We start from the raw sequence: 24518 nt of genomic DNA, 5'->3' as shown, positions 1-24518 counted from the left end.
TCACTCCCAGCGGAAGAGCTTGACGGCGACCAGGGTGAGCACCACCGCGTACGCGGCCATGAGCACCAGAGGAGCCGGCTCAAGCGGTTGCGTTGTCCACACGTCGTGCAGAACCGAGCGGAACGCACCCAGCGGGGTGAACTCCCCGATGCGCACCATGGTAGCGGGCATGAGCGGCGTGGGCTGAAGCAGGCCAGCGAGGTACGCGAGGGGGAAGTAGAGCAGCACCCCGATGCCGTTCGCGGCCCTGCCGCTGGGAGCGACCGCGGCGATGACGAGCCCGAGCGAGAACACCGCCAGGGTTCCCAGCGCGTAGACCCCGAGCAACGCCGGCGCATCGGCGGGGATCTGCGCCCCGTACAGCACCATCGCACCCAGGATGAGAAGGATGCCGGCGCCCCATGCCATCGCGACCTGGAGCGCGAGCTGCACGACGAGGATGATCCCCGGCCGGACGGGAGTCGTGGACAGCCGTCTCAGGATCCCCTTCTCCCGGTACGTGGCCAGTGCGGTGGGCATGAGATAGAGCGCGACGAGGGCGACCGAGATCGCCAGCGTCATCGGGAGCAGCGTCACATCGCCGGCGCTGACGGAACTGCCGAACGCGATCAGGATGAAGACGGGGATCACGAGCGTGAAGAACGCACCCGGATCCCGCGAGAGCAGCTTCGTCTCGGTGATGGTGAGCTGCGCCGCGGCGCTGCGCCGCGCGGGCGCCCGATTCATCCGGACCTCAGCCGAGCCCATCATTCCCCGCCACCCCCGGTGAGCTTGTCGAACGCCGTGTCGAGCGTGCGCTCCTCGACGCGCTCGGCGAGCGCCGCAGGCGTGTCGACAGCGAGGACGCGGCCGCGGCTCAACACGGCGACGCGGTCGCACAACGCCTCGATCTCGTCCATGAAGTGACTGATGAGAAGCACGGTCACCCCGTTGTCCCGCACCCGGCGCACGAGCGAGAGCGTCTCTCTGCGCGCGCTCGGATCCAACCCGGTCGTGAGTTCGTCCAGCACCACGAGCAAAGGGTCCCCCACCAGGGCCAGGGCGATGACCAAGCGCTGCTTCTGCCCGCCGGAGAGTCTGCCGACGCGCGCGTCGGAGAATTCCGTCAGCCCCCACGTCGCCATGACCGCCGGCCAGTCCGCAGGAGACCTGTAGAACGACGCGTACAGCTGCAGCGCTTCTCTGACCTTGAGGTTGTCGGGCAGCTCGGTGTTCTGCAGCTGTACGCCCAGGGATTCGTTCAGACGCCGGCGCTCGGTGCGCGGGTCCATCCCGAGCACCCGCACGCGTCCGGAGTCAGCCGCTCGCAGCCCTTCGATGATCTCGACGAGCGTGGTCTTGCCGGCTCCGTTCGGGCCCATGATGCCGAAGATCTCGTCCGCATGCACCGTCAGCGCGACGTCGCTCAGTGCGGCCCTGCCCGCATAGGACTTGCTGACTCCTGAGACCTCGATGATCGCCATGACGTCAGCCTGGCGGCGTCCTCGCGGACACGGATCGACGGAAGGGCTGGACTCGGCCGTTCGAGGATGAGCCGCCGATCCACCGATCGGTTGATTCACAACTCGGACGCGACCGACCGAGATCTGTCGGGTCGAGCGATGCCTCAGGGCCCGGCTGTCGCGAGTCTTGCCGCATGTCCATCCACGAAGCCCTCCGACAGCTGCGCGCGGGCATCCACACCGCCCCGCTGACTCCCGACGAGCACCATCACCGTCGCCTGCTGGAGCTCGCACGCCGCGAGCGCGAGGCCGACCTGCTGAGGCAGGCCGCCGTGAATCCAGGCTTCCCGGCGATCCACTGACCCCGTTGTCGTACATCGGTGTTCATGTTAGCGTGCGAACTCGAACACCACAATCCGACTTAGGAGGATCAATGTCGCAGTACACAGACAGTTCCGCGGATGCCGCAACGGCCGTCTCGCGCCGGTGGCTGCTGCTGGCCCTGCTGGCGACAGCGCAGCTGATGCTGGTCATCGACGTGACCGTGGTGGCGCTCGCCCTCCCCCAGATGCAGGCCGAGCTGGACCTCAGCCGGAGCGCCCTGACCTGGGTCGTCAGCATCTACGCGCTCATGTTCGGCGGCTTCATGCTGCTGGGGGGCAAGGCGGCAGACGTCTTCGGCAGTCGCACCGTCGTCCTGCTCGGGCTGGGAGTCTTCACGGTCGCGTCGGTGGTCACCGGCTTCGCGGCGGATCCGGTCGCCCTGCTGGCGGGGCGGGCGATTCAGGGGCTCGGAGCTGCAGTACTGTCTCCGGCCGCCCTGTCGGTGGTCGCCCGGACGTTCCAGGGCGCCGAACTGGCCAAGGCGCTCGGGGTCTGGTCGGCCGTGGGCGGCATGGGCGCCGCCGTCGGCGTGCTCCTGGGCGGCGCGCTGACCGCCGGACCCGGGTGGTCGTGGGTCTTCTGGATCAACGCCCCGGTCGGCGCGGTCCTGTTCGTGGCGCTGGTGCGCACCCTGCCGGCGCTGCCCGGATGGGGCGGGCGGCTCGACTGGATCGGAGCGGTCGTCGTCACGGCCTCCACGGCAGCGCTGATCCTGGGCTTGGTCAACGCCGGCGACGCGGGATGGACCAGCGCCGCGACGCTCATCCCGGTCGCTGCGGCAGCGCTCGGGTACGCGGCCTTCGTCTGGCGCCAGCGCACGGCGAAGCATCCACTGATCGACCTGAGGATGCTGACGCGGCGTCCCGTGGTCACCGGGTTCGGACTGATCTTCGTCGCCACGGCGCTCATGATCGGCGTGTTCTTCCTGGGGTCGTTCATCTTCCAGCGGGTGCACGGATTCACAGCCCTCGACACGGGACTGGTGTTCCTCCCTGTCGCCCTCGGAGCCATCGCCGGGGCGCAGCTCGGCGGCCGCGCGGTGACTCGACTCGGGGTCCGGGTCGTCGGCACGTCAGGTCTCGCCATCACGGCAGCGGCGTCGGTCCTCGCCGCCACCACCGCCAGCATGACCGTTCTCGTCATCGGGATGAGCGTGGCCGCACTCGGCATCGGGCTGGCATTCGTCGCCTCCGCGACGAGCGTCTTCTCGGCGGTCGCCCCGCAGGAGGCGGGCGTCGGCTCGGGGGCGCTCAGCACCTTCCACGAGTTCGGCGCGGCGACGGGAGTCTCGGCCGTCTCGAGCATCGTGGCCGCCGGAGTCGCGGGCGAGAGCTCCAGCGCCTACGAGGACGGGTTCTGGCTGCTCGCGGCCTTCGCCGCGGTCGCGACGGTCCTGGCTGTCGCGCTGCTTCCCGGCCGGACGCGCTCAGCCGCTGAATCGGAGTGACGTTCTCAGCCCGGAGGCGTGAGCGCGGCGATAACGGTGGCGGATACCAGCGAGGGCGCCTGCTCCGCGGTGATCTCGCCTCGGTGAACGGCGGCGGATGCTGCGTGCAGCACCGCCTGGATGGTGGTGAGCTGCCACTCCACCGGCATCGACGCGGTGAACTCGCCCTGCTCACGGCCGCGTTCGAGCAGCATCCGCACGCGCCGGGCCGGTTCTTCGTGTGCCTGGCGCACGGCGTCCGGCGCCAATGCCTGGTTCGCGGCGACGACGATCCCACCGAACCGGTGCGTCAGCCCCCACGTCGCCACGAGGAGTCGCTCCATCGCCTCTCGCGGATCACCGTCGGTGTCGACGGCGTTCAGCGCGTGGTCGGTGTGGGCGATGGCGCGGGCCGCGACCTCCGCGATCAGGACAGGGCGCGAGGGGAAGTGGCCGTACAGGGTGACCCGGCCCACTCCCGCTTCTTTGGCGATGGCGAGCATGCTCGCGTCGGGGTCGGCGGCGAGCAGTGTCGTCGCGGCCTCCACGATGGCCTCGATGTTGCGTCTCGCGTCAGCGCGCTTGGGCGTGGTGGTGGCGGTGGACATCGGCGCTCTCCTCGAACGAGCTCGTCCTTCACCCTACGACGTCGAGCACCCCGTAGACGATGTCGCCGCCCCGGGGCTACTGTCGCGGTGTCGTCGACATCCCACGGGAAGAGGCGGTGCCGCCATGTCGAGAACCAACGCCGTGCGCTCGTTGCCGACGCCGCGGCGCGTGCAGGGCACCTATTACACGCTCATGCTCGGCAACACGATCGCGGCGTCGTTCATCTGGGGCATCAACACGCTGTTCCTGCTCGACGCCGGGCTGACGAACCTCGAAGCGTTCTCGGCGAACGCGTTCTTCACCGCCGGCATGCTGATCTTCGAGATCCCCACGGGCGTCGTCGCCGACACCGTCGGGCGCCGCGCGTCGTACCTGCTCGGCACCGTCACGCTCGCCACGACGACGGTGCTCTATTGGATGCTGTGGGTCTGGCACTCCCCGTTCTGGGCGTGGGCGGTGGTCTCGGTGCTGCTCGGGCTGGGGTTCACCTTCTTCTCGGGCGCGGTGGACGCGTGGCTCGTCGACGCTCTCAAGGCGACCGGCTACGAGGGCAGCCTCGAGACGGTGTTCGGGCGGGCGCAGATCGTCGGCGGCATCGCGATGCTCTCGGGCTCGGTGCTCGGCGGCATCGTCGCTCAGGCGACGAACCTGGGCGTGCCGTTCCTCATCCGGGGCGGCATCCTCGTCATCATGCTGCTCGTCGCGGCGCTGCTGATGCACGACCTCGGCTTCACACCCGACCGCAGTGAGGGACCGCTGCGGGCGACGCGCACGGTGCTGCGAGCATCCATCCGGTACGGTCTCGGCGATCCGCCCGTCCGGTGGTTCATGCTGACGAGCCCGTTCACCGCGGGCGTCGGCATCTACGTGTTCTACGCGCTGCAGCCGTACCTGCTCGAGCTGTGGGGCGACGAGACGGCGTACACGATCGCCGGGCTCGCCGCCGCGCTGCTCTCGGGCGCCGCCATCGTCGGCGGCGCGCTGGCGCCGAAGGTGCGGGCGCTGTTCCGCCGGCGCACATCGGTCATCCTGCTCGCCACCATCGCGAGCGCCCTCGTGCTGATCGGGCTCGGACTCGTGCGCAACTTCTGGGTCGCCGTGGCGCTGGTGGCGCTCTGGGGCATCGCCTCGGCGCTCGACGACCCGGTGCATCGCGCCTACCTCAACGACATGATCCCGTCCAAGCAGCGGGCGACCGTGCTCTCGTTCGACTCGCTCATGGGCTCGGCCGGCGGCGTCGTGTTCCAGCCGGCGCTCGGCCGCGCCGCCGACGTCGGCGGCTACGGCACGTCGATGATCTGGAGCGGGGTGATCTCGGCCGTCGCGGTGCCGTTCGTGCTCCTGAGCCGGGCGCAGCGGCCGCCGGCCGACACGGCACGGCAAGTCACGGGCGAGGAGGAGTCCGAGCCTCGTTAGGGGTCGGCCGCGCGCGGGCGCCGCCGCGCCGCGGACCCAGCCGATAGCCTGGGAGCACAGACCTCAGGAGGCTCGAGCGATGACGCTACGACCCAGCCCGTTGGTGGCATCCGTCCGCGATCTGGGCGTGCAGTTCGGCGACAACGACGTGGACATCACGGGACAGGATGCCGTCACGTCGGTGCTGCTGCCCGGCGATGAGACCTTCTGGATCTTCGGCGACACCGTCGAGGGCCCGTTCGACACCATCCGCGGGTTCGAGCTGACCGAGGTGCTCTCGAACACGGGCGCGATCGTGCCGCTGCAGGACCTGTCGGACGGGGTCAAGACGTTCCACTACCTGACCGAGCCGAGCGGCGCACGGGCACGGCAGCTGATCGGCTTCGTCGCGCCCGAGCACAAGTCGACGCAGCGGCTGTGGGCGATCCACGGCGTCCACACCGGCGGCAGCCTCTACCTGTACTACCACCGCATCACGATGGACCCGACGCTCGACGTCTTCGAGACGTTCACCCTCGACGGCATGGGCGTCGCCCGCGCGACCGGTCCCGCGTACGAGTTCGAGCGCCTGCCCGCGCCGGACGGCAGCTTCGAATGGTTCAAGGGGAACGAGCCCGGATTCGGCGTGTGGGTGCAGCCGCACGGCGAGTACCTGTACCTGTGGGGATCGATCCAGCCCGAGTCGAAGTCGGCCGGCGACATGTACCTGGCGCGCGTGCGGCCGGGGCAGATCGAAGACCTCTCGGCCTACGAGTACCTCGTGCAGGCGCCGACGCTCGCCGACCCCGACGCACCGGTGCGCTGGTCCGACACCTTCGCCCCGACCGCCTGCCTGTTCTCGGACGTGCCCAACGAGATGTCGTCCTCGTGGAACCCGTACCTCGGCTGCTTCATCTCGCTGACCACATACCAGCGCGACAACATCCTGGTGATCCGGACCGCGCCCGAGCTGACCGGCCCGTGGAGCGAGCCCCAGGTCGTCTTCCGCCCCGAGCGCACCTCTGCCGAGGCGCTCTTCAACGCCGGCAAGGAGCATCCCGAGTTCGCCCGCGACGGCGGCAGGGTGACGTACATGACCTTCATCGACTCCACGGTCTACAAGCCGCACCTCATCGAGATCACCTTCGCGTGACCGGGCTGCGGCCGAGTCAGTCCGGCGGCAGCGGCAGTCGCGTGAGCGACGTCGTCAGGGTGAGCGTCTCGCCCGCCGCGATGAGCGTGCCGTTGCCGCCCCGCAGGTACGGCGGCGCATCGCCGTCGCCGGGCAGCACATTGGCGGGCTCCACCGCGATCGCGTAGAGCCTCCGGAACCACGGCCACCCACTCCCGGCGTGCGCCTCGATCCAGAACCAGGCGTGCGGCAGCGCCTCACCGTCCCAGGCGAGCCGCACCGCGATCCCCGCCGTCGGGCTGCAGAACGTCGCCTCGGGCGTCGCGAACCCGGTGAGCGCGGCGAACAGCGACGCCGTCGACCCGGGCCCGGGAAGGTGGATGCTGTCACGCACGGGCCCCGCCGGCAGCACGTCGCCCGGCCTGCCGACGACATCCCGGGCGGCCAGCGTGCCCGGGGCGGCGGCATCCGTCACGATCGTCTCGGCCGCCGTGACGAGGTAGCTCCGGTCGTCGAGGAACGGCGCTCCGAACGCGGGATGCTGCACGATGCGGGTCTCGACGGGATCGGGTGACAGGTTCTCGATCTCGTCGGTGACGGTCAGCACCTCGCCCTCGACGGACACGCGGCGGCGCAGCCGGAGCGGGGCGGTGAGAAGGTCCGTCTCGAGCGTGCACGAGCTCTCGTCGCGCGTCACGAGGTCCCACGCCGCGAGCGACGCCTCGCCGTGATAGCCCTGCCGCACGCCGTCGTGGTCGCGCTCGGGGCCGGCGTTGGGCACGAGCAGCTGCCACCCGCCGGGGTAGCCGCGCAGCCATGCGGCGGTCGAGTCGGTCGCGGACCCCTCGCTCGTGCCGACGCCTCGCGTGGGAGACTCCGCGAGGAGCGGGGTCGCGGTGGCGCGGTCGATGATCTGGACGATGTCTGCGCCGCGCTCGGGCGTGATGATCGCGGTGAGCGCTGCAGAGGCGATCGAGATCGGCACGTCAGCCTCGGAACGCGGGGGTGGCGAGGCCGACGACGCCGAGCCCCTCGACGCGGAACACCGATCCCGCATCGGGATCGACCGCGGGATCCAGCTGCGCGGCGGCGGAGGTGACCCACAGTTCGTCGAGCCCCGGGCCGACGAAGTTGCACGACGTCGTCTGCCGCGTCGGCACGGGAACCGTCCGCACGAGCATCCCCTCCGGCGAGAACTCGTGGACGGCCGATCCCCCGTACGAGGCGAGCCAGAGGTGCCCGCGCGCGTCCACGGCCAGGCCGTCAGGAAGCCCCTCGGGAAGGTCGGCGGAGTCGACGAGCACGGATGCCGCGGAGATGATCGTGCTCGACTGTGGGTCGAAGCCGAAGCGCAGGATCCGACGGCCCTGCGTCTCAACCAGGTAGAAGACGCTGCCGTCGGGACTCCAGCCCAGGCCGTTCGGCAGCGTCAGGTCCGTCAGCACGAGCCTCGGCTGCCAGTCCTCGTCGAGTCGCCAGAGGCCGCCGCGCCCCGGCGCGAAGCCCAGCTCGCAGCTGCCGGCCCAGTACCGCCCGGCGGGGTCGGTCTTCGCATCGTTCATGCGGATGCCCTCGGGCAGGATGTCGACCCTGCGGTCGACCCGGCCGTCGGCGTCGAACCCGACGAACCCGCTCGCCACCGCAGCGACCATGCCGCCATCGGCCCGAGGCGCCGCCGCCCCCACCATCTCGGCGTAGTCGACGACGTCGGTCGCGCCCGTGGCGACGTCCGTGACGAGCATCTGCTTGCCGACGATGTCGACCCAGTGCACCGCGTTCGTGCGGGGATTCCAGATCGGCCCCTCACCGCACTCCGCGCGCCGCGACACCGCGACGCTCACCTGCACGGTCATCAGTTCTCCTCTCGCACGCAGGACGTCGGCATCCGCTCATCGCCTCGATGCGGGGTGGCCGTACACCGACTGCTCCAGACCGCGGATATAGCCGATCGCGAAGAGCCGGCCGAGCGTCTCGTAACCGGGGCGGGTGTTCGGCTCGCCGGCCAGCGTCGGCACATGGTCGGGACGCATGGGGCCCTCGAACCCGATCTCGTGGTACGCCTCCATGCACGCCGGCATGTCGGTCTGCCCGGCGTCGTGGAACGTCTCGCGGAAGGAATCCGGCGTCCCCTTCACGTCACGGAAGTGCACGAACGGGATGCCGGCGGTGCCGAACTCGCGGATCAGCTCGGGGATCGACGTCGCGCCGTCAAGCACCTCGGGCATCAGCGCGAAGTTGCCCTGGCAGAACGTCATGCCGTTGTTCGGTGAGGGGTGCAGCGACAGCAGCCGCCGGAAGGCGCCCGCCGAACTCATGATGCGGGGCAAGTTGCGATCGATCTGCTGCGGCGGGTCGTCGGGATGCATCGCCAGCCGCACCCCCGCCTCTTCGGCCACCGGCACCACGGCTGCCAGGAAGTACTCCAGCGCCGCCCACATCTGCTCGGGCGTGACCTCGCCCGGCTGGACCAGCGGCGCACGCGACTGCGCGACGGCACGGTCGTAGGCGGTGACGTAGGCGCCGCCGCGATCGGCCACGGCGACGTCGGTGCGTCCCCAGCTCGACAGCGCCATCCAGTTGTAGGCGAGCGTGGGCACCCCGAGCCGGCCCATCGCCCGGATCTGGGTGATCACGTGGTCGATCTGCTCGTCGCGCCCGTCGAGGCCCAGGCGCGCCTTGTCGATCGGAGCGGTGTCTTCGAGCGCGACGAGGGTGAAGCCGTGGTCGTCGTACGTCTCGATGTTGTGCTTCAACGCCGCCTCGCTCCACGGCACCTCGTCGCGATCGTCGGCCCTCCAGCCGCCGGCGCCGACCGAGGCGAACATGCGCTGGTCCTGCTCTGCCCCGTTGAGCACGCCGACGACGTCGTCGACGCCGACCTGGCGGATGAGCTTCCAGGATGCCTCGGGCCGAGGCGGCAGGAACTCGCTGAGCCCGATCATCGAGCTGCGCTCCGTTCTGCCTGGCCGGCCGTGGCCGGGAGCGTGGCGGCGAGCCGCGCCAGCAACCCGCCGTCGACCCGCAGCTCGGATCCGGTGATGAAGCTCGCGGCCTCGCTCGCGAGGAACGACGCCGCCTCGCCGACCTCGTCGGGACGCGCGACCCGGCCGAGCGCGTGCATCGTGCCCCACTCGGCGATCGTCTGCTCGACGCCCTCGTCCGTGCCGTCCGACCACTGCGCGGCCGAGGTGCGCAGCATCGGCGTATCGACCGAGCCCGGCGCGATCGAATTGACCCGCACGCCATGCGCGGCCTCGTCGACGGCCATCGCGCGGCACAGCGCGTTGAGCGCCCCCTTGCTCGCGGTGTACGCCACGACGTTGGTCTGGGTCGCCGTCGCCTGCACCGACGAGATCACCGTCACGGTCCCGCGCGCCCGGCGGATGGGCGGGAGCGCCGCCCGCGCGGCGAGGAACACCCCGCGCACGTTCACGTCGAAGACCTCGTCCCACGTCGCGATGGGCGTGTCGACGGCGTCGCCGTAGCGCTGGATGCCCGCGGCGGTGACCAGGTGGTCGAGGCGTCCGTACTCCGCGATCGCCAGGGCGACGGCATCCACGCTCGTCTGCTCGTGATCGATCGGCCCGTGCGTCCCTGTCGCCGTGCCGCTCGCCTCACGGATCATGGCCACCGTCTCTTCGACGTAGTCCTCGGTGAGTCCGTGCACCACGACCGCGGCGCCGCGCCGGGCCATGGTCAGCGCGACGCCGCGGCCGATGCCCTGCGACCCGCCCGTGACGAGGGCGACCTTGCCCTCGTGCACGCGTTCCGAACCGTCCATCGCTGTCCCTTCCTCGTGAAGCCCCGCGCCGTCACGGCTGTCCGGCATGCCCGTTCCGCATCGGCCGCAGCACCTGCGCGGCGAAGCGATCGCCGATGAGCCGCTGCACGTCGGGTCCCGGGTGCAGATTGTCAGGCAGCGGCATCCGCGCGGCGTCGGCCGCGCCGTACAGGGTCAGACCGTCGAGGTAGCGCAGGTGCGGATCGGCCGCCGAACGGCGCTCGACGATCTCGGCGAGCGCGGCGCGGATCGAGCTCAGCGACAGCTTGCCGAGGGCGACGTCCGCCTCGGTTCCGCCGGCGATCGACCACTCGTACGACCGCGCCGGATCCTGCACGGTCGGACCTGCGGCGGTCTCGACCGGTTCGCAGTGGATCGGCGAGACCAGGACGATCGGGGTCGTCGGATGCCCCTCGCGGATCGTGTCGAGGAAGCCGTCGACCGCCGGACGGAACGCGCGCATGCGCATCGCATCGCCGTTGACGAGATTGATGCCGATCTTGAGGCTGATGAGGTCGGCCGCGGGCTCGTCGCGGATGGTCCGCGCGGTGAAGGGGTCGAGCATCGCGCTGCCCGAGAACGCGAGATTCGTCAGCGCGACGTCGGTGGCCAGCGCCGCGACGACCGGCCACGTCCCCGTGGTCTCGTCGGCGCGATAGCCGTGACTGATCGAGCTGCCGTGGTGGATCCAGCGGAACGCAGCCCGTTCAGCCGGGCGCTGGAGGGGAGCGTCGGCGCGGGCAGCGAGGAGCTCGACGGCGTTGGTGAACGGCATCCACAGTTCGTACTCGGTCTCGACGGCGGGCAGGCCCTCGAAGCGCACCAGCGACGGCGGCCCTTCGACGATGCGGCCGGACGGGTCGTCGAACGAGAAGACGTAGCGCGTGCCCGCCACAGCCTGCGCCTCGGCGACAACTCGGCCGGCCGTCGTGAGCGCGTAGCGGCTCGGCGGGAGGACGGATGCCTCGTCCGGCGCCATCTGTCGCGCCGAGACGTCGAGCTCGATCGTCGTCGCCGCGGTGCGGAACGCGAGCCGCACCCCCGCGCTCTCGGCCGACGTCTGCGCCATGAACGCATCGGGCACCTGGGCTCGAGCCCACGCCGGCAGCCGGTGCGGCCTCAGGCCCCGCGGCGTCCGCTCGACCTCGACGGCGCCCCGCACCACGAGATCGTCGAGATCGATGTCGTGAAGGGGCGTGCCGGTCATGCGCGGTCGACCACCCGGCCGTCGGCGTGCACGTCGACGAGCCGCTCCCCCACGCGCAGTCCGCGCAGCACGGCCGTCGGGTCGAGCTCTGCCACACAGCCCTCGACCGCGCCGAGCCCGTCGAGACCGGGGACGGCGCCGAACAGCGACTCGATGACGAGGGCCACGTACGCCCCCGCCGACGAGCACGCCCAGTCGTTGATGTACGGCAGCTGCGGGGGCGCCTTGCGGGCTCCGCCGTTGACGAGCGGCTGCGCCTCTTCGACGAAGTGCGCCTGCGCGGGCGGACCCTGGTTGGCCGAGCGCGAGAGCCCCGGCAGCCATTCCAGTGCGACTCCCGGTTCGCCCAGCGCCACGAGCGAGCGCGCGGCGTCGGCGGGCCACGCGGTGTAGGCGCCGTTCCACTGGTGGTCAGGCCGCACGCTGTACGAGGCATCCGGATCCCACGGCGAGAGCGCCCGCAGCCATTCGGGCGTCTGCAGCTCGCGCCGGAAGAACGCCACCATCTCGGCGCGCGTGGTGTCGTCGAGATCGCCGGCGATGGTGGTGCCCACGATGTTGAAGTCGTAGCAATGGCGCACCGGCAAACGGGATCCGTCGGGCTGGCGCGCGGCGAAGAAGCCCTCGCCGGGCAGGTAGAGCTTCCGCACCTCGGCGACGAGCTCGTCCGCCTCGGCGCGCAGCTCGGCGGCGCCCACCGCGTCACCGCGGGCATCCAGCACGTCCGCCGTGACCCGCAGGTTCCACACGTTCGCGGCGTTGAAGCTCGCGACCTCGTGCGTGTAGGTGCTGACGCACTCCAGCAGGTTCTCGATCTCGCCGTAGTCCGCGAGGGTCGACGAGCGGCGGAGCCCCTGCCATGCGCGCGCCCAGAAGCGCAGATGGTCCAGCACGCTGCGGCCGTCGGTCTGCTGCTCGTCGAAGAAGCCGGCGTCGCCCGTGAAGCGGACGTAGTCACGCACGAGGCGCGTCATGGCGTAGTCGTTCACCGAATACCACTGGCCCACCGGTCCACCGGTCAGCGACGACGTGCCGAACAGGGTGTGCGTGTCGCTCGCGATCCAATGCGAGAGCTGACGCTTCATCGCCGCCGGGTCCAGCAGCGCGTGCGTCACGGAGCTCAGGCTGAAGTCCCAGATGAACGTCGTCGTGGCCCAGTAGTTCGGCATCAAGGTGTCGTAGCTGCGCCTGAGAACGTTGCCGGCGTAGTCGCGTCGCATGTAGATGACGCCGAGGATGCCCCACCAGTAGAGGCGGTGCAGCGCCTCTGACTCGGTCTCGAGCACCGGCAGATGCCCCGAGAACTCGGTGTTCCCAGGCGTCACGGCGGCTTCCAGCTGCGCATTCCAGTACTGCTCGGATGCCGCGACCGCCCCTTCCACGTCGCCCGCGACCGCCTCGAACACGGCGAGCGCCTGCTCACGGCTCGTGCCGACGGCGTTCACGTAGCCGAAGCGCGCTTCCGCGCCGGCGGCGACCTCGAGCACGACCGTCACATCGCCGCCGCGCCCCATGCCGCCGACCCCGACCGAGAACTGCTCCGAGGTCGGGGCGACGCCGCTGAGTCGCGCGGTGGCGGGCACGTCGACGCCCTGCACGCTCCACGCCGTCGCGGCGGCGTCGACGAACACCAGCCGCTCGCCGTCGACGGATGCCTCGTTCCGGGCATCCGGTGACTCCGCGGCGTTCCACGCCTGGTCGCCGGCGACGACCCGCGCGGCCAGCGAGAGCATGAACTCGACAGAGCGTGCCGTGCCACCGGTGTTGCGCACACGCACATCGATCGCGACGGCCGTCGTGCCCGGCACCGCCACCGTCGTCGTCACCAGCTCGAGACCCGGCAGGACCGCACGGCGCACCACGCGGTCCGGACGCCACTCGTGCGTGACCGCGGCGCCGTAGGACGTGAAGATCCGGCCGTCGACGAACGCCACCGCCGTCGTGGCGAGCGCCTGCGACACCGGCGGGAACTGCACAGCGCTCACCGACGTGAGGTCGTGATCGACCCGGACGGTGCCGAGGTGATTGGTCAGCCCCGACGGCGCGATCATGTCGTCATAGTGGTGGGTGACCGGGTCGGCCGCGAGGTCGGCCACGGTCGGGATGGGGGACGTGCGCGTCAGCAATCGGACTCCTAGTACTGACCGAGGGCCAGGCCGCGGGCGAAGAACTTCTGGGTGAACAGGAACAGGATCACCGTCGGCAACGACACCAGCACGGCCGCCGCGAGGACGGTCGAGATCTGGGCGCCGCCGTACGTGCTCTGCATCCCGGCGAGGGTGGTCACGATCGGCCGCACGTTGTCGGACTGCGACAGGGTGAGACCGAGCAGCAGGTCGTTCCAGATGAACGTCGCCTGCAGGATGAAGATCGCGACGAGCGCGCTGGAGGCGATCGGCAGGTAGACGCGCGCGAAGATCCGCCATGTGGTCGCCCCGTCGAGCACGGCGGCCTCGAAGACGCTGTGCGCGACGCCGGTGAAGAAGTTGCGCATCACGAACGCCGAGAACGGGATCGAGATCGCGGTGTAGACGATGATCATGCCGACGTGGGTGTCGTACAGCCCGACGCGCGAGTACGCGTCGAACAGCGGGAGCAGGATCATCTGCAGCGGGAACACCGTGCCGCCGAAGATCACGACGAACCACAGGAACCCGCGCTTGAGCCGGAGCGCCACGATCGCGTAGCCCGCGGCCGCGCCGACGAGCACCGCGATGATCGGCGAGACGAGCGCGTAGATGAGCGTGGCGACGATGCTGTCGCTGAGCCCCGAGAGCTGCATGGCCTCGGCGATGTTCGAGAACAGCGCGAACTCCCCGGACGGGATCCACGCCTCCTTCGACGTGAACGTCAGCGGCGACTTGCTCGCGTTGATCAGCAGCAGGTAGACCGGCAGCAGCCAGAAGACGCCCAGGATCACGAGCGCGGTGGTGCGGAGGATTCTCGACATGTCACATCTCGTGCTTCTGGGAGAGCTGCTGGCGCAGGTACAGGATCGACGCGATCAGCGTGACGACGGAGAGGAAGACCGCGATCGCCGAGCCGAGCCCGTAGTCGCTGTTGACGAAGGTCTCGCGGTACATGGTGAGCGCGAGCGTCTCGGACGCGCGGCCCGGACCGCCCTTCGTCATCGACAGCACGATGTCGAAGGTCTTCAGGCTGGCGACGATCGAGAGGCCGACGACGACCGCCGTGAGCGGACGCAGCATGGGCCACAGGATGCTGCCGAACAGGCGCAGGCCGGTGGCGCCGTCGACGCGGGCCGCCTCCAGCGGCTCCTTGGGGATCGACTGGAGGCCGATCGTGAACAGCAGCGCGTTCACGCCCACGCCCTGCCACGACGCCGCGAAGATCATCACGACCGTGTTCAGGGGCGCGTCCACCAGCCATCGTGGCGGATCGGTGATGCCGAACACCGCGAGCGCCTGATCCAGCGCGCCGCCCGCCGACAGGATGAACGACCAGATGACGCCGACACCGATGCCCGAGATCGCGTACGGGATGAGGAACGGCAGGCGCAGCCAGATGCCTCCGGGCAGGTTCCAGGTGAGCAGCGCGATCCCGAGGCCGACGCCGACGGGGACCAGCAGGGTGCCGGCCACCCACAGCAGGGTGTTCAGCAGCGACCCGACGAACGCCGGGTCCTCGAACATCTCGACGTAGTTGTCGAAGCCGACCCAGTCCGGGTCGCCCAGGCCGTTGTACTCGGTGAAGCTGAGGAACGTGGTCCACAGCAGGGGGAGGTAGAGGAGGACGGCCACCAGGAACACGCCCGGGGCGATGAAGCCCCGGGCGGAACCCTGGTACGCCGTCTTCCGGCCCCGGCGGGGCGGGCGACGGGAGGTCTCGTCGAGACCGTCCGCCGCCCGCTCCCGTGCGGGCGTCTGAGCGAGCGCCATTCGATCTACTCCTGGTCGGCCCAGTACTTGTCCGCTTCGGCCTGGATGGCCTCGAGGAACGGCATCGGGTCGCCGGGGTTGGCGTTGAAGGCACCGAACTGCTCGAGCGCGACGGTGAGGATCGGCGTGGGCGTCGCCTCGAAGTAGCGGGTGAACAGGGTGTGGCTGTCGTCGGCCACCGTGGTGCCGAGCTCCGAGAGCATCGGGTCGTTGACGGTCGCCTTCGGGTTGAAGGCCACGTCGCCGCGCGCAGCGTTCCACGCGGTCTGCGCGTCAGGCGACATCCACCACTCGGAGTACGCCATGCCCAGGTCCTTCTGCTTCGAGTTCTCGGCGACGCAGATGGGACCCGACTCGACCGCCACCGGCGTGGTGCCGAGGTCGGCGTTGACGGCCGGGATGACGAACATGTCGTAATCCTCGCCCGAGACCATGCCGGCGCCGTCGAGCGAGCCGTTGAAGAACGACCCGAAGTTGATCATCGCGAAGTCGCCCTGCTTCAGGCCGACCGCGGGGTCGACCGTGCTGCCGGCGTCGCTGAACCAGCCCTTCTCCTGCTCGTCGAGCCAGATGTTCATGATGTCGACGATCTCGGGGTCGGTGTACTTGACGTCGCCGGTGGACAGGCCCTTGTAGAGCTCCGGGTCCGTGCCGGCGACCAGCTGCTGGAACCACTGGAAGGTGAACAGCGTGCTGGTCTGGTAGTACGGCGTGATGCCGGCGGCCTTGAGCTTGGTGGCCGCCGCGTCGAGCTCGTCCCAGGTGGTGGGCTCTTCGATGCCCTGCTCTTCGAAGATGTTCTTGTTGTAGTACATGACCCAGTAGGCGATGTTCATGGGCACGCAGTACTGCTTGTCGTCGAAGGTGTACTCGCTGCGGAGGTCCTCCGTCGCCCAGCCCTCGTCGATCGCCTTGGTCCACAGGTCGGTCGTCTCGGCGACCAGGCCCTCGTCGACGAGCTGCTTGAGCGAGTCGCCGGTGTGCCAGGTGAACAGACCCGGGCTCTTCTGCGTGCGGAACGACTGCTTGATGAACGCGTCGTACTGTGCGGCATCCGAGTAACCGGTCGTATTGAGGGTGATGTCGACCGCCTCTTTGCTCGTCTCGTTCAGCTCGTCGAAGTCCGGCTCCCAGGCCGCCTTGTCGGTGTAGAAATCGAGCGTGCCCGTGGTGGCGGCGGCGTCATCGCTGTCGCCTCCGCCTCCCGAGCAGCCGGTCAGCAGCAGCGTGGCGGTGGTAAGTGCGGCGATGCCGGCTCCGACCATGCGTCGTGACTTCACTGGAACTCCTTTGTCCATGGTTTGGTATCGTTACCAACCGCTCCGCCAAAATATCAACTCTGATGGGCCGATGCAAGGCTTCGACGGTCGGATGCGGCGAGGTGCAGCGGGATGATGCTGTTCAGTTGTCGCGCCCGGAGGGCTGCCGCCGGGCGGCGTCGGGACGCCGCCCGGCGTGCTCAGCTGTCGGTGGAGCGCGTTCCCCGCACGTAGGCCTTCACTGTCGCGAAGCGCTCGCTCCGGGAATTCGGCGACCGGCGGACGACGTACGGACCCACGGCCGCCGGGACGATGAACGTCTCGGCGTAGTGGATCGCGTACGGGGCGAAAGCGCCGGTGGGGCTCACGATCTCGACCTCGTCGCCCTCGACCAGGTTGAGCACGTTGACCGTCCCCTCCGTGTCGTGGGCGGCCTCGTCCTCGAACCAGTGACGGCGGACCTCGATGAACTCCAGCTCGTGAAGCCCGGTCCGCTCCTCGACGAGACCGGGCTCGCGACGGAGCTCCTCGACCTGGCCGACGAGGTTGCGCTCCACCCACTCGGTGTCGCGCTCCCACTGGATGTTCTGCTCGCCGTGATCGATGTGAACCGGGCGCGGCACACCGTCCAGGCCCACCCTCCCCCAGTCCCAGAGCTTGAAGGTGAAGATGAACGGCGTCGCCGAGATCTCCAGGACCATGGAGTTCTCACCGGAGCAGTGCACCGTGCCCGCCGGGATCAGGAAGTGGTCGTGCTTCTTGGCGGGGAACACGTTGACGTACTTCTCGGCGTCGAAGGGATGCTCGCCGTCGGTCGCCGCGCGCAGGTCTGCGATCATCTGATCGGGATCGACCCCGGTCTTCACCCCGAGGTAGACGACGGCGTCGTCGGCGGCGTCGAGCATGTAGTAGCTCTCGTCCTGCGTGTACGCCATGCCGAAGGTGTCGCGGATGTACTCCGTGAGCGGATGCACCTGCAGCGAGAGGTTGCCGCCGCCCATCGTGTCGAGGAAGTCGAAGCGGATCGGGAACTCCGCACCGAAGCGGGCGAACGTGCGGGCGCCGAGGAGCTCGCGGGGGCGGCTGAGCACGAGGTCCATCGCGGGGATCTCGACGACGCGTCCATCGGCCTCGAGCAGGAGCGAGTTCTCCTCGGGCACGCAGTCGAAGCACCAGGCGTAGTTGTGCTCGGCCGGATCGAGGTCGAGCGTGTTCTTCATCCACTGCCCGCCCCAGACCCCGGGGTCGAAGAACGGGACCACCCGGAACGGCGTGGCGGTCGCGGCGGCGAGTGCGGCTCGGAGGTCCTCACCGCGCACGGCGCCCGCCTCGTCCTGTGCCGCGTTGCCGTCGACGAGCAGGTCCAGCCGGTCGAGCAGCGTCCGCTTGTGACGGTCGGCCGTGCGCCACTCGACGAAGAAGCCGCGCTTGTACTTGCGCAGCACGTCGAGGTCGCCGTTGTGCGCTCGCCAGTTCGAGGCGCCCGCGCGCATGCGCTGCTGGATCTCCCACCGCGCCATGTCGACGAGCACCAGGGCGTCGGCGCGACGGCGGGCCGCCAGATCGGCGCCCCAGCCGACGAGGACCGTCGCCCGGCTCCGCTCGTCCACGCGCTCCTGCAGGCTGGACAGGCGGGCGGCGTCGTAGAACTCGTCGACCGTGAAGTGGCTCATGACACCGAAGACCCGGTCGTCGGTGAGGTTCCGGGCGATGAGCGCCTCGATGGCCTCAGGGTCGGCCGCCGCCGCCTCTTCGACGTCGATGACCTCCGCCTCGGGCAGCACCTCGCCGATGCGCGCGACGATCGCCGCGACATCCGCGCCCGGGTAGACGTCCACCGCGATGAGCGGGTGACCGGTCGCCGCCGAGGCGATGTCCATCGCAGCCCGCCACGCATCGTCGCCGACGATCACCCGGCTGCCCTGCGGGAGCGGGATCGTCGGCAGCTTCACGTAGCTGCTCCGGTCGTCGAGCATGTAGTCCTCGAGCGGGACACCGCGGGAGTCAACGGTCATGGCCGTCCTTTGCTTGGGGGTCGGAGGCGAGGGCTGCGAGTCCGCGGAGGACCGACGTCGAGGGGTCGTCCGGGATGACGAACCGGGGACGGAAGGACGACGACCACAGGTCGGCGTGCACGCGGTCCCGCAGCGCGGGAAGGATGATCTCGCCGGCGCGCATGACGCCCCCGGTGACGATCACGACGTCAGGGTCGAAGGCGTGGCACTGGGTCACCACGACGGCGGCCCACGTGCGGATGTAATGGTCGAGGACGGCGGCCGACTGCGGCTCGTCGCGCGTCTCGATGAGGTCCCGGATGCCGATGCCGCCGTGTGCGGACCGCCGGGCGGCCAGGCGCGGGCCGAGCGCGAGCTCCCCCGCGGCCGCTGCCGCATCCAAGGCCCACGTGCTGGCCAGCGCCTCGGCGCAGCCGACGTTGCCGCACGGGCACCGGGGGCCGTCGAGGTCGACGGTGACGTGGCCGCCGAGGATGGCGCCGTGACCGTGGCGGCCCCTCACGATGCAGCCGTCCATCACCGCGGCCGTGCCGATCCCCGTGCCGAGCACGATGAGGACGGCATCCCGTTCGCCGCGCGCACTGCCGTCGGAGAGCTCGCCGATCAGCGCGGCCCGCGCGTCGTTCTCGACGACGGCGCGATGGCCGAACCGGGCCGAGGACCACTCCGCCAGGTCGAGGTCGTGCAGCTCGGCGTACTTGCCGTGCGCCGACAGCAGGCTCGACGTGCGCGGATCCACGACGCCGGGGACGGCGATGCCGATCGCCTCGGCGGGCTCGCCCTCGAGCAGCGTCTCGACGCGATCCGCGACCTCGTCGAGGCCGATCTGCCCGTCGACGGTCGCGAGCTCGTCGCCCGCCACGAGGTCGCCGGAGGCGAAGACGCCGAGTTTGACGGCTGTCCCGCCGAGGTCGATGGCCACCGTGCGCACTGCGGTCCTCCTCGACGTTGTGGGATCAGCGGTTGGTATCGTTACCATAACCGGTCGCGCACACTGCTGCAATTCCCCGTCGGGAGAGCGCGCAGTCGGGTCAGGCGGAGGGCACCGCCGGCGCCACGCGCACCGGCATCTCGACCATCCGCGCCGGTCCGCGCTGACGCGCGTCGGCGCCCAGTCGCGACAGCAGCAGACGCGCCGCCTCCCGCCCGAGCTGCCGAGGGTCGTGATCGACGATGGTCACCGGCACCGGCATCAGCTCGGCCAGCTCGAAGTCGTCGAAGCTCACGAGGGCGGGCATCTCCTGCGGGGTCGCGCCGGAACGCAGACGCCGGCCGATCTCTCGGAGCGCGTCGATGCTGTTGCGGTTGTTCGCGCTGAAGATCGCCGTCGGCGGCTCGTCGAGATCGAGTAGCCGCCGGATCGCACCGCCCGCGGCATCCTCCTGCTCGCGGAAGACGAGCGCGGGGTCGGGGTGGAGGCCGCGCTCCTCGAGGGCGCGGACGTACCCCTCGTAGCGGCGGGCCCCCGTGAAGGCGGAGCTGACGTAGCCCAGGTAGCCGATCCGCGTGTGCCCGGCGTCGAGCAGTGCGAGGGTCCCCCGGTACGCGCCGCCGACGTCGTCAAGCAGCACGACGTCGACATCGAGCCCGTAGATCCGGCGGGATGCCAGGACGAGCGGCACGTCTCCGAGCCGGCCGGGCTGCAGGTGATCGGACGGACCGCCGGCGGGCACCAGCACCAGCCCCTCGACCTGGCGGCCGAGGAAGTCCGCGACGAGCTGTCGTTCGCGAGCGGGGTCGCCGCCGGTGTTGCCGAGCACGATCCGTCGCCCGGTCTCGGCAGCCACCTCTTCGACACCGAGCGCGAAGTTGCCGTAGTACGGGTTGCCGAGGTTGGTGATGGCGACGCCGATGAGGCCGCTCGCCTGGCCCGGCCGCAGGATCCGCGCGTTCTCGTTCCGGCGGTAGCCGAGCTCGTGCACGGCCGCGAGCACCCGCTCCTGCAGATCGGGCCGGACGTTGGCCCCGCCCGCGAGCGTGCGCGAGACCGTCATCGGGCTCACACCGGCATGCCGCGCGACCTCTTTGACGGTCGGCGGCTTGCCCTGTGAGCCGACACCGACCATGTGCGTTCCTCTCGCCTTGACGCCGGATTCAACGTATACCGCGCGCTGCGAACCGCGGCGCAGGTATCCGACGGAGGGGCTGGTCCGCAGCGCCGAGCCTTGCTACGCTCCCCTTTGGTAACGTTAACAGGATCGGGATGCCGTCGCATCCCGTTCCTTGACCGGCAGTGCTGCCGGGAAAGGCAGAGCGACATGCTCCAACGAACACACGGCCGATCCGGCCGGATCGCGGTCACGGCCGCACTCGGCGCCGCGGCGCTGCTGGTCGCCTCCGCTCCCCTGTCGGCGGGAGCCGCGCCCACGTGCGTGGATGTCTCGGCCGAGGTCGACACCCAGCTGACGGACCTCTTCGGCGACTACGGCGACACCGCCGGACGGTGGACCGGTGCCGACTCGGCCTACAGCGTCACGTTGCCGGACGGCCGGACCGCGTGGATCTACTCCGACACCTTCCTGGGCGAGGTGGACGACACGCACGGGCGCCCGCTGGACTCGCCGTTCATCCACAACTCGATCAACGTCGACGACGCCGGTGAGATCACCACCTTCACCGGCGGCACGGCGGACGCGCCGGAGTCGCTCGTCAAGGTCGCGGGCGGCGACGAGGCGCGCGACTGGTACTGGTTCGGCGATGCGACCGTCCACGGCGACGAGCTGCAGGTGCTGCTCGTCGAGTTCATCAAGACGGGCGACACCATGTGGGACTTCGCCTTCAAGGGCAACGGCGTGGCGACGTTCGAGGCCTCGACGCTGGAGCTCCTCTCGGTGGACGAGGTGCAGACGGACGGGATCAATTGGGGCTCGGCGATCTACGAGAACCCCGACGACGGCTACACGTACGTATACGGCGTCGAGGATCTCGGCGCCCAGAAGTTCGCGCATCTCGCCCGCGTGGCAGGGGGCGACCTCGCCGATGGGCAGTGGGAGTACCTCGGCGACGGCGGCTGGTCGACGGATCACACCGACACCAAGCGGATCCTCGAGGGCGTCTCGAACGAGTTCAGCGTCAGCAGGTACCAGGGCCGGTACACGCTCGTCACCGGAGACGCCACCGAGATCCTGAGCTCGAAGGTCGTCATGTACCGCAGCAACAGCCTCGAGGGACCCTGGACCGGCAAGACGGTCCTCTACTCGACGCCTGAGACGGGCGGCAACATCTTCACCTACAACGCGAAGGCCCACCCCGAGCTCGGCGACGGTCACACCCTGCTGATCACGTACAACGTGAACAGCTTCGACACCAACGATCTCTACGCCGACGTCGACCACTACCGGCCGCGGTACGTGGCGGTCGACGCGAAGATCAGCAACAGCAGCCAATGTCGCTGATCCGCTGACAGACGGAGCCCCTGCCGCGTGCGGCAGGGGCTCCGTCGCGCGGGCCTCAGCTGTTCACCGCCCCCAGCGCTTCCTCGGTCGCCACCTCGTGCTCGTCCACGGTGCGGGCGTTGGTGAGCGTGAGCGCGCCGGTGCCCGAGATGAGCCCGACGGCCACAGCCAGGACGATGAACACGACCTGCTCGCCGTGGAAGAAGGATGCCGTCAGCGCGGGGCTCCACGCACCCGCCGGCAGCACCGTCGTGACGAGCACGGCGATGAGCGTGCCGACAACGGCGGTGCCGATGCTGGTGCCGACCTCTTGCGCGGTGTCGTTCATCGCGGCGCCCATCGAGGTGCGGTTCTCGGGCATCGCCCCGACGAGCGCGACGGCGCAGATGGTCATGACGGTGCGCAGCCCGGCGGTCATCACGACCATGGCGACGGCGATCGCCAGATAGTGCTGCTCGACGGCCCACGCCATGAGACCGAGTCCCGCGGTCAGCAGGCCCGCGCCGACGAGGCACGCGATCCGGTGGCCGAAGCGCCGCACGAGCCACTCGGTGAGCGGGGTGGCGAGGAGCATCGTGGCGATGAGCGGGAGGTTGGCCAGGCCCGCCTGCAGCGGCGACCAGCCCCACGCGTACTGGAAGTGCAGGATCAGCGCGAACATCACGCCCGCCATCGCGACCGACGTGCCGATCTGCGCGATCGACGCTCCGCGCACGGTGCCCCGGCGGAACAGCGACAGATCGAGCATCGGCGACGCGGCGCGGCGTTCGCGGATGATGAAGAGGACGAGGGATGCCACGGCCCCGACGGCGACGGCGACCGTGGCCGGCGACATCCATCCGTTCTCGATGCCGCTGGTGAGCGTGTAGCAGGCGAGGCCGATGGTGAGGATGCTGAGGGCCGCGCCGGGCAGGTCGAGCCGGTCCTTCGTGAGGCCGTCGGCGGTATCGGGCTGCACGCCGAAGTGGACGCCGAGCGAGGCGATCAGGGCGATCGGGGCGTTCACGAGCAGCAGCCACTGCCACGGCAGGTGCGTGAGGATCGTGCCGCCGAGGAGCGGTCCGAGGACGAACCCCGACATGCCGACGACCATCATGAGGGTGATCGCGCGCATGCGCAGCTTGTCGTCGTCGAACAGCCGGAAGACGAGGGAGTTGGTGATCGGGGCCATCGCGGCCGCGGCGATGCCGAGGGCGGCACGCAGCGCGATGAGCTCCCCGGTGGAGCTCACCAGCAGCACGGCGAGGCTCATGAGGCCGAACAGGCCGAGGCCGATCTGCAGCACGCGGCGCCGGCCGAACCGGTCGGCGATCGAGCCCGCGGTGAGCAGCAGCCCGCCGAACGTGAGCGAGTAGGCGCCGGTGATCCACTGCAGCGACGTCGTGTCGCCGCCGAGTTCGCGGCCGATGGTCGGCAGGGCGATCGAGAGCAGCGTGTTGTCGACCATCTCGACGAAGAACGCGAGGCAGAGCGCGGCGAGCGGGATCCACGCGGCCTTCAGCGATGTGTAGGTGCGGGAGGGAACGGTGACGGATGCGGTGCTCATGGGGCCTCCTCGGGTCGAGCAGTGAATCGAACAGTGTTCGTTGTTCGAACATTGTTCGATAGAATAGAACGATGTTCGATAACGCGCAAGCCGCTCCCGGCACGGCGCGCACGGTGTGGTGGGATGGAGCCATGGCATCGCCCCCGCAGCCGGGTGAGGCGTCGTCGCGGACGCGTGCTCCGCGCACGCGCTCCCGCGCCTCCCACTCCCTCGAGTCCGTCCTGGCCGGCGCTGTCGAGATCCTCGACGAGTCCGGCGCGCAGGGGCTGACCATCCGCGCACTGGCCGCGCGCCTGGGCGGCGGCGTTGCCAGCGTCTACTGGTACGTGTCGGGGCGCGACGAGCTGCTCGATCTCGCCGCGGACTCGGTGCTCGGCGGCGTGCTGGAAGCCACCGCCGACGTCGGCGGCGGCGACCCGATCGAGGACCTGCGCGTCATCGCCCTCGCGATGTTCGACGCGATCGTGGACCGTCCCTGGCTCGGCGCGTACGTGCTGCGCGACACAGCCACGCAGATCCACTCGCTGCAGCTGTACGAGCGGATCGGCGAGCAGGTGATGCGCCTGGAGCTGACGCCGCGCCAGTCCTTCCACGCGACCTCGGCCGTCGTCGGCTATGTGATCGGCACCGCCGCCGACATGGGGCAGCAGCCGCCCGAGGCCGTCGTCTCGGGCGAGCTGAGCAAGGACGAGTACATGGCCGGCGCCGCCGCGCAGTGGCGGGCGCTCGACCCCGCGCAGTTCCCGTACATCCACCACATCATCGACGAGTTCGACGGCCACGACGACCGCGACCAGTTCGTCGGCGGCCTCGACCTGCTGCTGGCGGGCCTGCGGCTGCAGGCCGGCCGCTGACGCGTCGGAGGGAGGCGGTCGCTCAGGAGCGACGGCATCCCCTACTCCTCCCCCGTCCGCTTCTGGCGAGTCGCCAGGTTCTGCGCGCTGCGGCCGTCGTTCGTGGCGACGCGTGGGCTGCGGGGCCAGGGCGCGACCGGCATTCGATGCGAACACATATGGATGCCGTCACGC

22 protein-coding genes are annotated in these 24518 nt (G+C 70.1%); 6 read left to right on the top strand and 16 right to left on the bottom strand.

Features of this window, described 5'->3' with window-relative positions:
- Both FB391_RS02605 and FB391_RS02600 read right to left on the bottom strand, forming a co-directional pair.
- On the bottom strand, positions 1–726 hold the full coding sequence (locus tag FB391_RS02605) for an ABC transporter permease (protein WP_141892717.1): 726 nt from the start codon (positions 724–726) through the stop codon (positions 1–3).
- Positions 727–746: 20 nt separating this feature from the next.
- Positions 747–1463, bottom strand: coding sequence for an ABC transporter ATP-binding protein (locus FB391_RS02600; protein WP_141892716.1), 717 nt, complete (start codon positions 1461–1463; stop codon positions 747–749).
- Between the two features lie 173 nt (positions 1464–1636).
- Here FB391_RS02600 and FB391_RS19585 point away from each other — a divergent pair, with 173 nt between their 5' ends.
- Together FB391_RS19585 and FB391_RS02595 are read left to right on the top strand one after the other, a co-directional pair.
- Entirely contained in the window at positions 1637–1804 is a 168-nt protein-coding gene (locus tag FB391_RS19585; RefSeq protein WP_185842904.1) for a hypothetical protein, read from the top strand.
- A gap of 71 nt (positions 1805–1875) precedes the next feature.
- Positions 1876–3273: an MFS transporter gene (locus FB391_RS02595; protein ID WP_141892715.1), complete on the top strand. Its 1398-nt coding sequence runs from the start codon at positions 1876–1878 to the stop codon at positions 3271–3273.
- 5 nt (positions 3274–3278) lie between these two features.
- On the opposite strand, the gene FB391_RS02590 is transcribed toward FB391_RS02595, so the two are convergent.
- Positions 3279–3860, bottom strand: coding sequence for a TetR/AcrR family transcriptional regulator (locus tag FB391_RS02590; RefSeq protein WP_141892714.1), 582 nt, complete (start codon positions 3858–3860; stop codon positions 3279–3281).
- A 124-nt stretch (positions 3861–3984) separates the two neighbouring features.
- Between FB391_RS02590 and FB391_RS02585 the strand changes: the two genes are divergently transcribed.
- A complete protein-coding gene (locus tag FB391_RS02585) occupies positions 3985–5277 on the top strand; it encodes an MFS transporter (RefSeq protein ID WP_141892713.1) in 1293 nt (430 codons plus the stop codon).
- A gap of 79 nt (positions 5278–5356) precedes the next feature.
- Positions 5357–6409: a DUF4185 domain-containing protein gene (locus FB391_RS02580; RefSeq protein WP_141892712.1), complete on the top strand. Its 1053-nt coding sequence runs from the start codon at positions 5357–5359 to the stop codon at positions 6407–6409.
- A 16-nt stretch (positions 6410–6425) separates the two neighbouring features.
- Here the strand turns inward: FB391_RS02580 and FB391_RS02575 are convergent, their stop codons facing one another.
- From FB391_RS02575 to FB391_RS02520, 12 genes are all read right to left on the bottom strand, one after another.
- Positions 6426–7373 (bottom strand): DUF4432 family protein, encoded by a 948-nt coding sequence (locus tag FB391_RS02575; RefSeq protein ID WP_185842903.1) that lies wholly within the window; start codon positions 7371–7373, stop codon positions 6426–6428.
- A gap of 1 nt (position 7374) precedes the next feature.
- Positions 7375–8241, bottom strand: a complete 867-nt coding sequence (locus FB391_RS02570; RefSeq protein ID WP_141892710.1) for an SMP-30/gluconolactonase/LRE family protein — start codon at positions 8239–8241, stop codon at positions 7375–7377.
- 36 nt (positions 8242–8277) lie between these two features.
- The gene (locus FB391_RS02565; RefSeq protein WP_141892709.1) at positions 8278–9330 is read right to left on the bottom strand and encodes a mannonate dehydratase; all 1053 of its coding nucleotides are present in this window, start codon (positions 9328–9330) and stop codon (positions 8278–8280) included.
- On the bottom strand, positions 9327–10169 hold the full coding sequence (locus FB391_RS02560; protein WP_141892708.1) for an SDR family NAD(P)-dependent oxidoreductase: 843 nt from the start codon (positions 10167–10169) through the stop codon (positions 9327–9329). The genes FB391_RS02565 and FB391_RS02560 overlap by 4 nt, the downstream gene beginning before the upstream one ends.
- 31 nt (positions 10170–10200) lie before the next feature.
- A complete protein-coding gene (locus FB391_RS02555; RefSeq protein ID WP_141892707.1) occupies positions 10201–11376 on the bottom strand; it encodes a GDSL-type esterase/lipase family protein in 1176 nt (391 codons plus the stop codon).
- Positions 11373–13502 carry a hypothetical protein gene (locus FB391_RS02550; protein ID WP_141892706.1) on the bottom strand — a complete coding sequence of 710 codons (2130 nt, stop codon included), beginning with the start codon at positions 13500–13502 and terminating at the stop codon, positions 11373–11375. The genes FB391_RS02555 and FB391_RS02550 overlap by 4 nt, the downstream gene beginning before the upstream one ends.
- A gap of 8 nt (positions 13503–13510) precedes the next feature.
- The gene (locus tag FB391_RS02545; RefSeq protein ID WP_141892705.1) at positions 13511–14326 is read right to left on the bottom strand and encodes a carbohydrate ABC transporter permease; all 816 of its coding nucleotides are present in this window, start codon (positions 14324–14326) and stop codon (positions 13511–13513) included.
- Position 14327: 1 nt separating this feature from the next.
- Positions 14328–15275, bottom strand: coding sequence for a carbohydrate ABC transporter permease (locus FB391_RS02540; RefSeq protein WP_141892704.1), 948 nt, complete (start codon positions 15273–15275; stop codon positions 14328–14330).
- A 5-nt stretch (positions 15276–15280) separates the two neighbouring features.
- Positions 15281–16555: an ABC transporter substrate-binding protein gene (locus FB391_RS02535; protein WP_246093328.1), complete on the bottom strand. Its 1275-nt coding sequence runs from the start codon at positions 16553–16555 to the stop codon at positions 15281–15283.
- A gap of 179 nt (positions 16556–16734) precedes the next feature.
- Entirely contained in the window at positions 16735–18549 is a 1815-nt protein-coding gene (locus FB391_RS02530; RefSeq protein WP_221886273.1) for a class I mannose-6-phosphate isomerase, read from the bottom strand.
- Positions 18539–19480 (bottom strand): ROK family protein, encoded by a 942-nt coding sequence (locus FB391_RS02525; protein ID WP_185842902.1) that lies wholly within the window; start codon positions 19478–19480, stop codon positions 18539–18541. Before FB391_RS02525 ends, FB391_RS02530 begins: the two co-directional genes overlap by 11 nt.
- A 100-nt stretch (positions 19481–19580) precedes the next feature.
- On the bottom strand, positions 19581–20615 hold the full coding sequence (locus FB391_RS02520; protein ID WP_141892701.1) for a LacI family DNA-binding transcriptional regulator: 1035 nt from the start codon (positions 20613–20615) through the stop codon (positions 19581–19583).
- A 192-nt stretch (positions 20616–20807) separates the two neighbouring features.
- Here FB391_RS02520 and FB391_RS02515 point away from each other — a divergent pair, with 192 nt between their 5' ends.
- Positions 20808–21944, top strand: a complete 1137-nt coding sequence (locus FB391_RS02515; RefSeq protein ID WP_141892700.1) for a DUF4185 domain-containing protein — start codon at positions 20808–20810, stop codon at positions 21942–21944.
- A 55-nt stretch (positions 21945–21999) separates the two neighbouring features.
- Here the strand turns inward: FB391_RS02515 and FB391_RS02510 are convergent, their stop codons facing one another.
- Complete coding sequence (locus FB391_RS02510; protein ID WP_141892699.1) at positions 22000–23490, bottom strand: MFS transporter; 1491 nt, start codon at positions 23488–23490, stop codon at positions 22000–22002.
- 131 nt (positions 23491–23621) lie between these two features.
- Here FB391_RS02510 and FB391_RS02505 point away from each other — a divergent pair, with 131 nt between their 5' ends.
- Positions 23622–24344, top strand: a complete 723-nt coding sequence (locus FB391_RS02505; RefSeq protein WP_141893617.1) for a TetR/AcrR family transcriptional regulator — start codon at positions 23622–23624, stop codon at positions 24342–24344.
- Positions 24345–24518: the final 174 nt, after the last annotated feature.

Source organism: Microbacterium kyungheense (genome assembly GCF_006783905.1).
Taxonomy (GTDB): Bacteria; Actinomycetota; Actinomycetes; order Actinomycetales; family Microbacteriaceae; genus Microbacterium; species Microbacterium kyungheense.
Note: the sequence above shows the minus strand (reverse complement) of the source record. Positions and strands in the feature narration are given on the sequence as shown.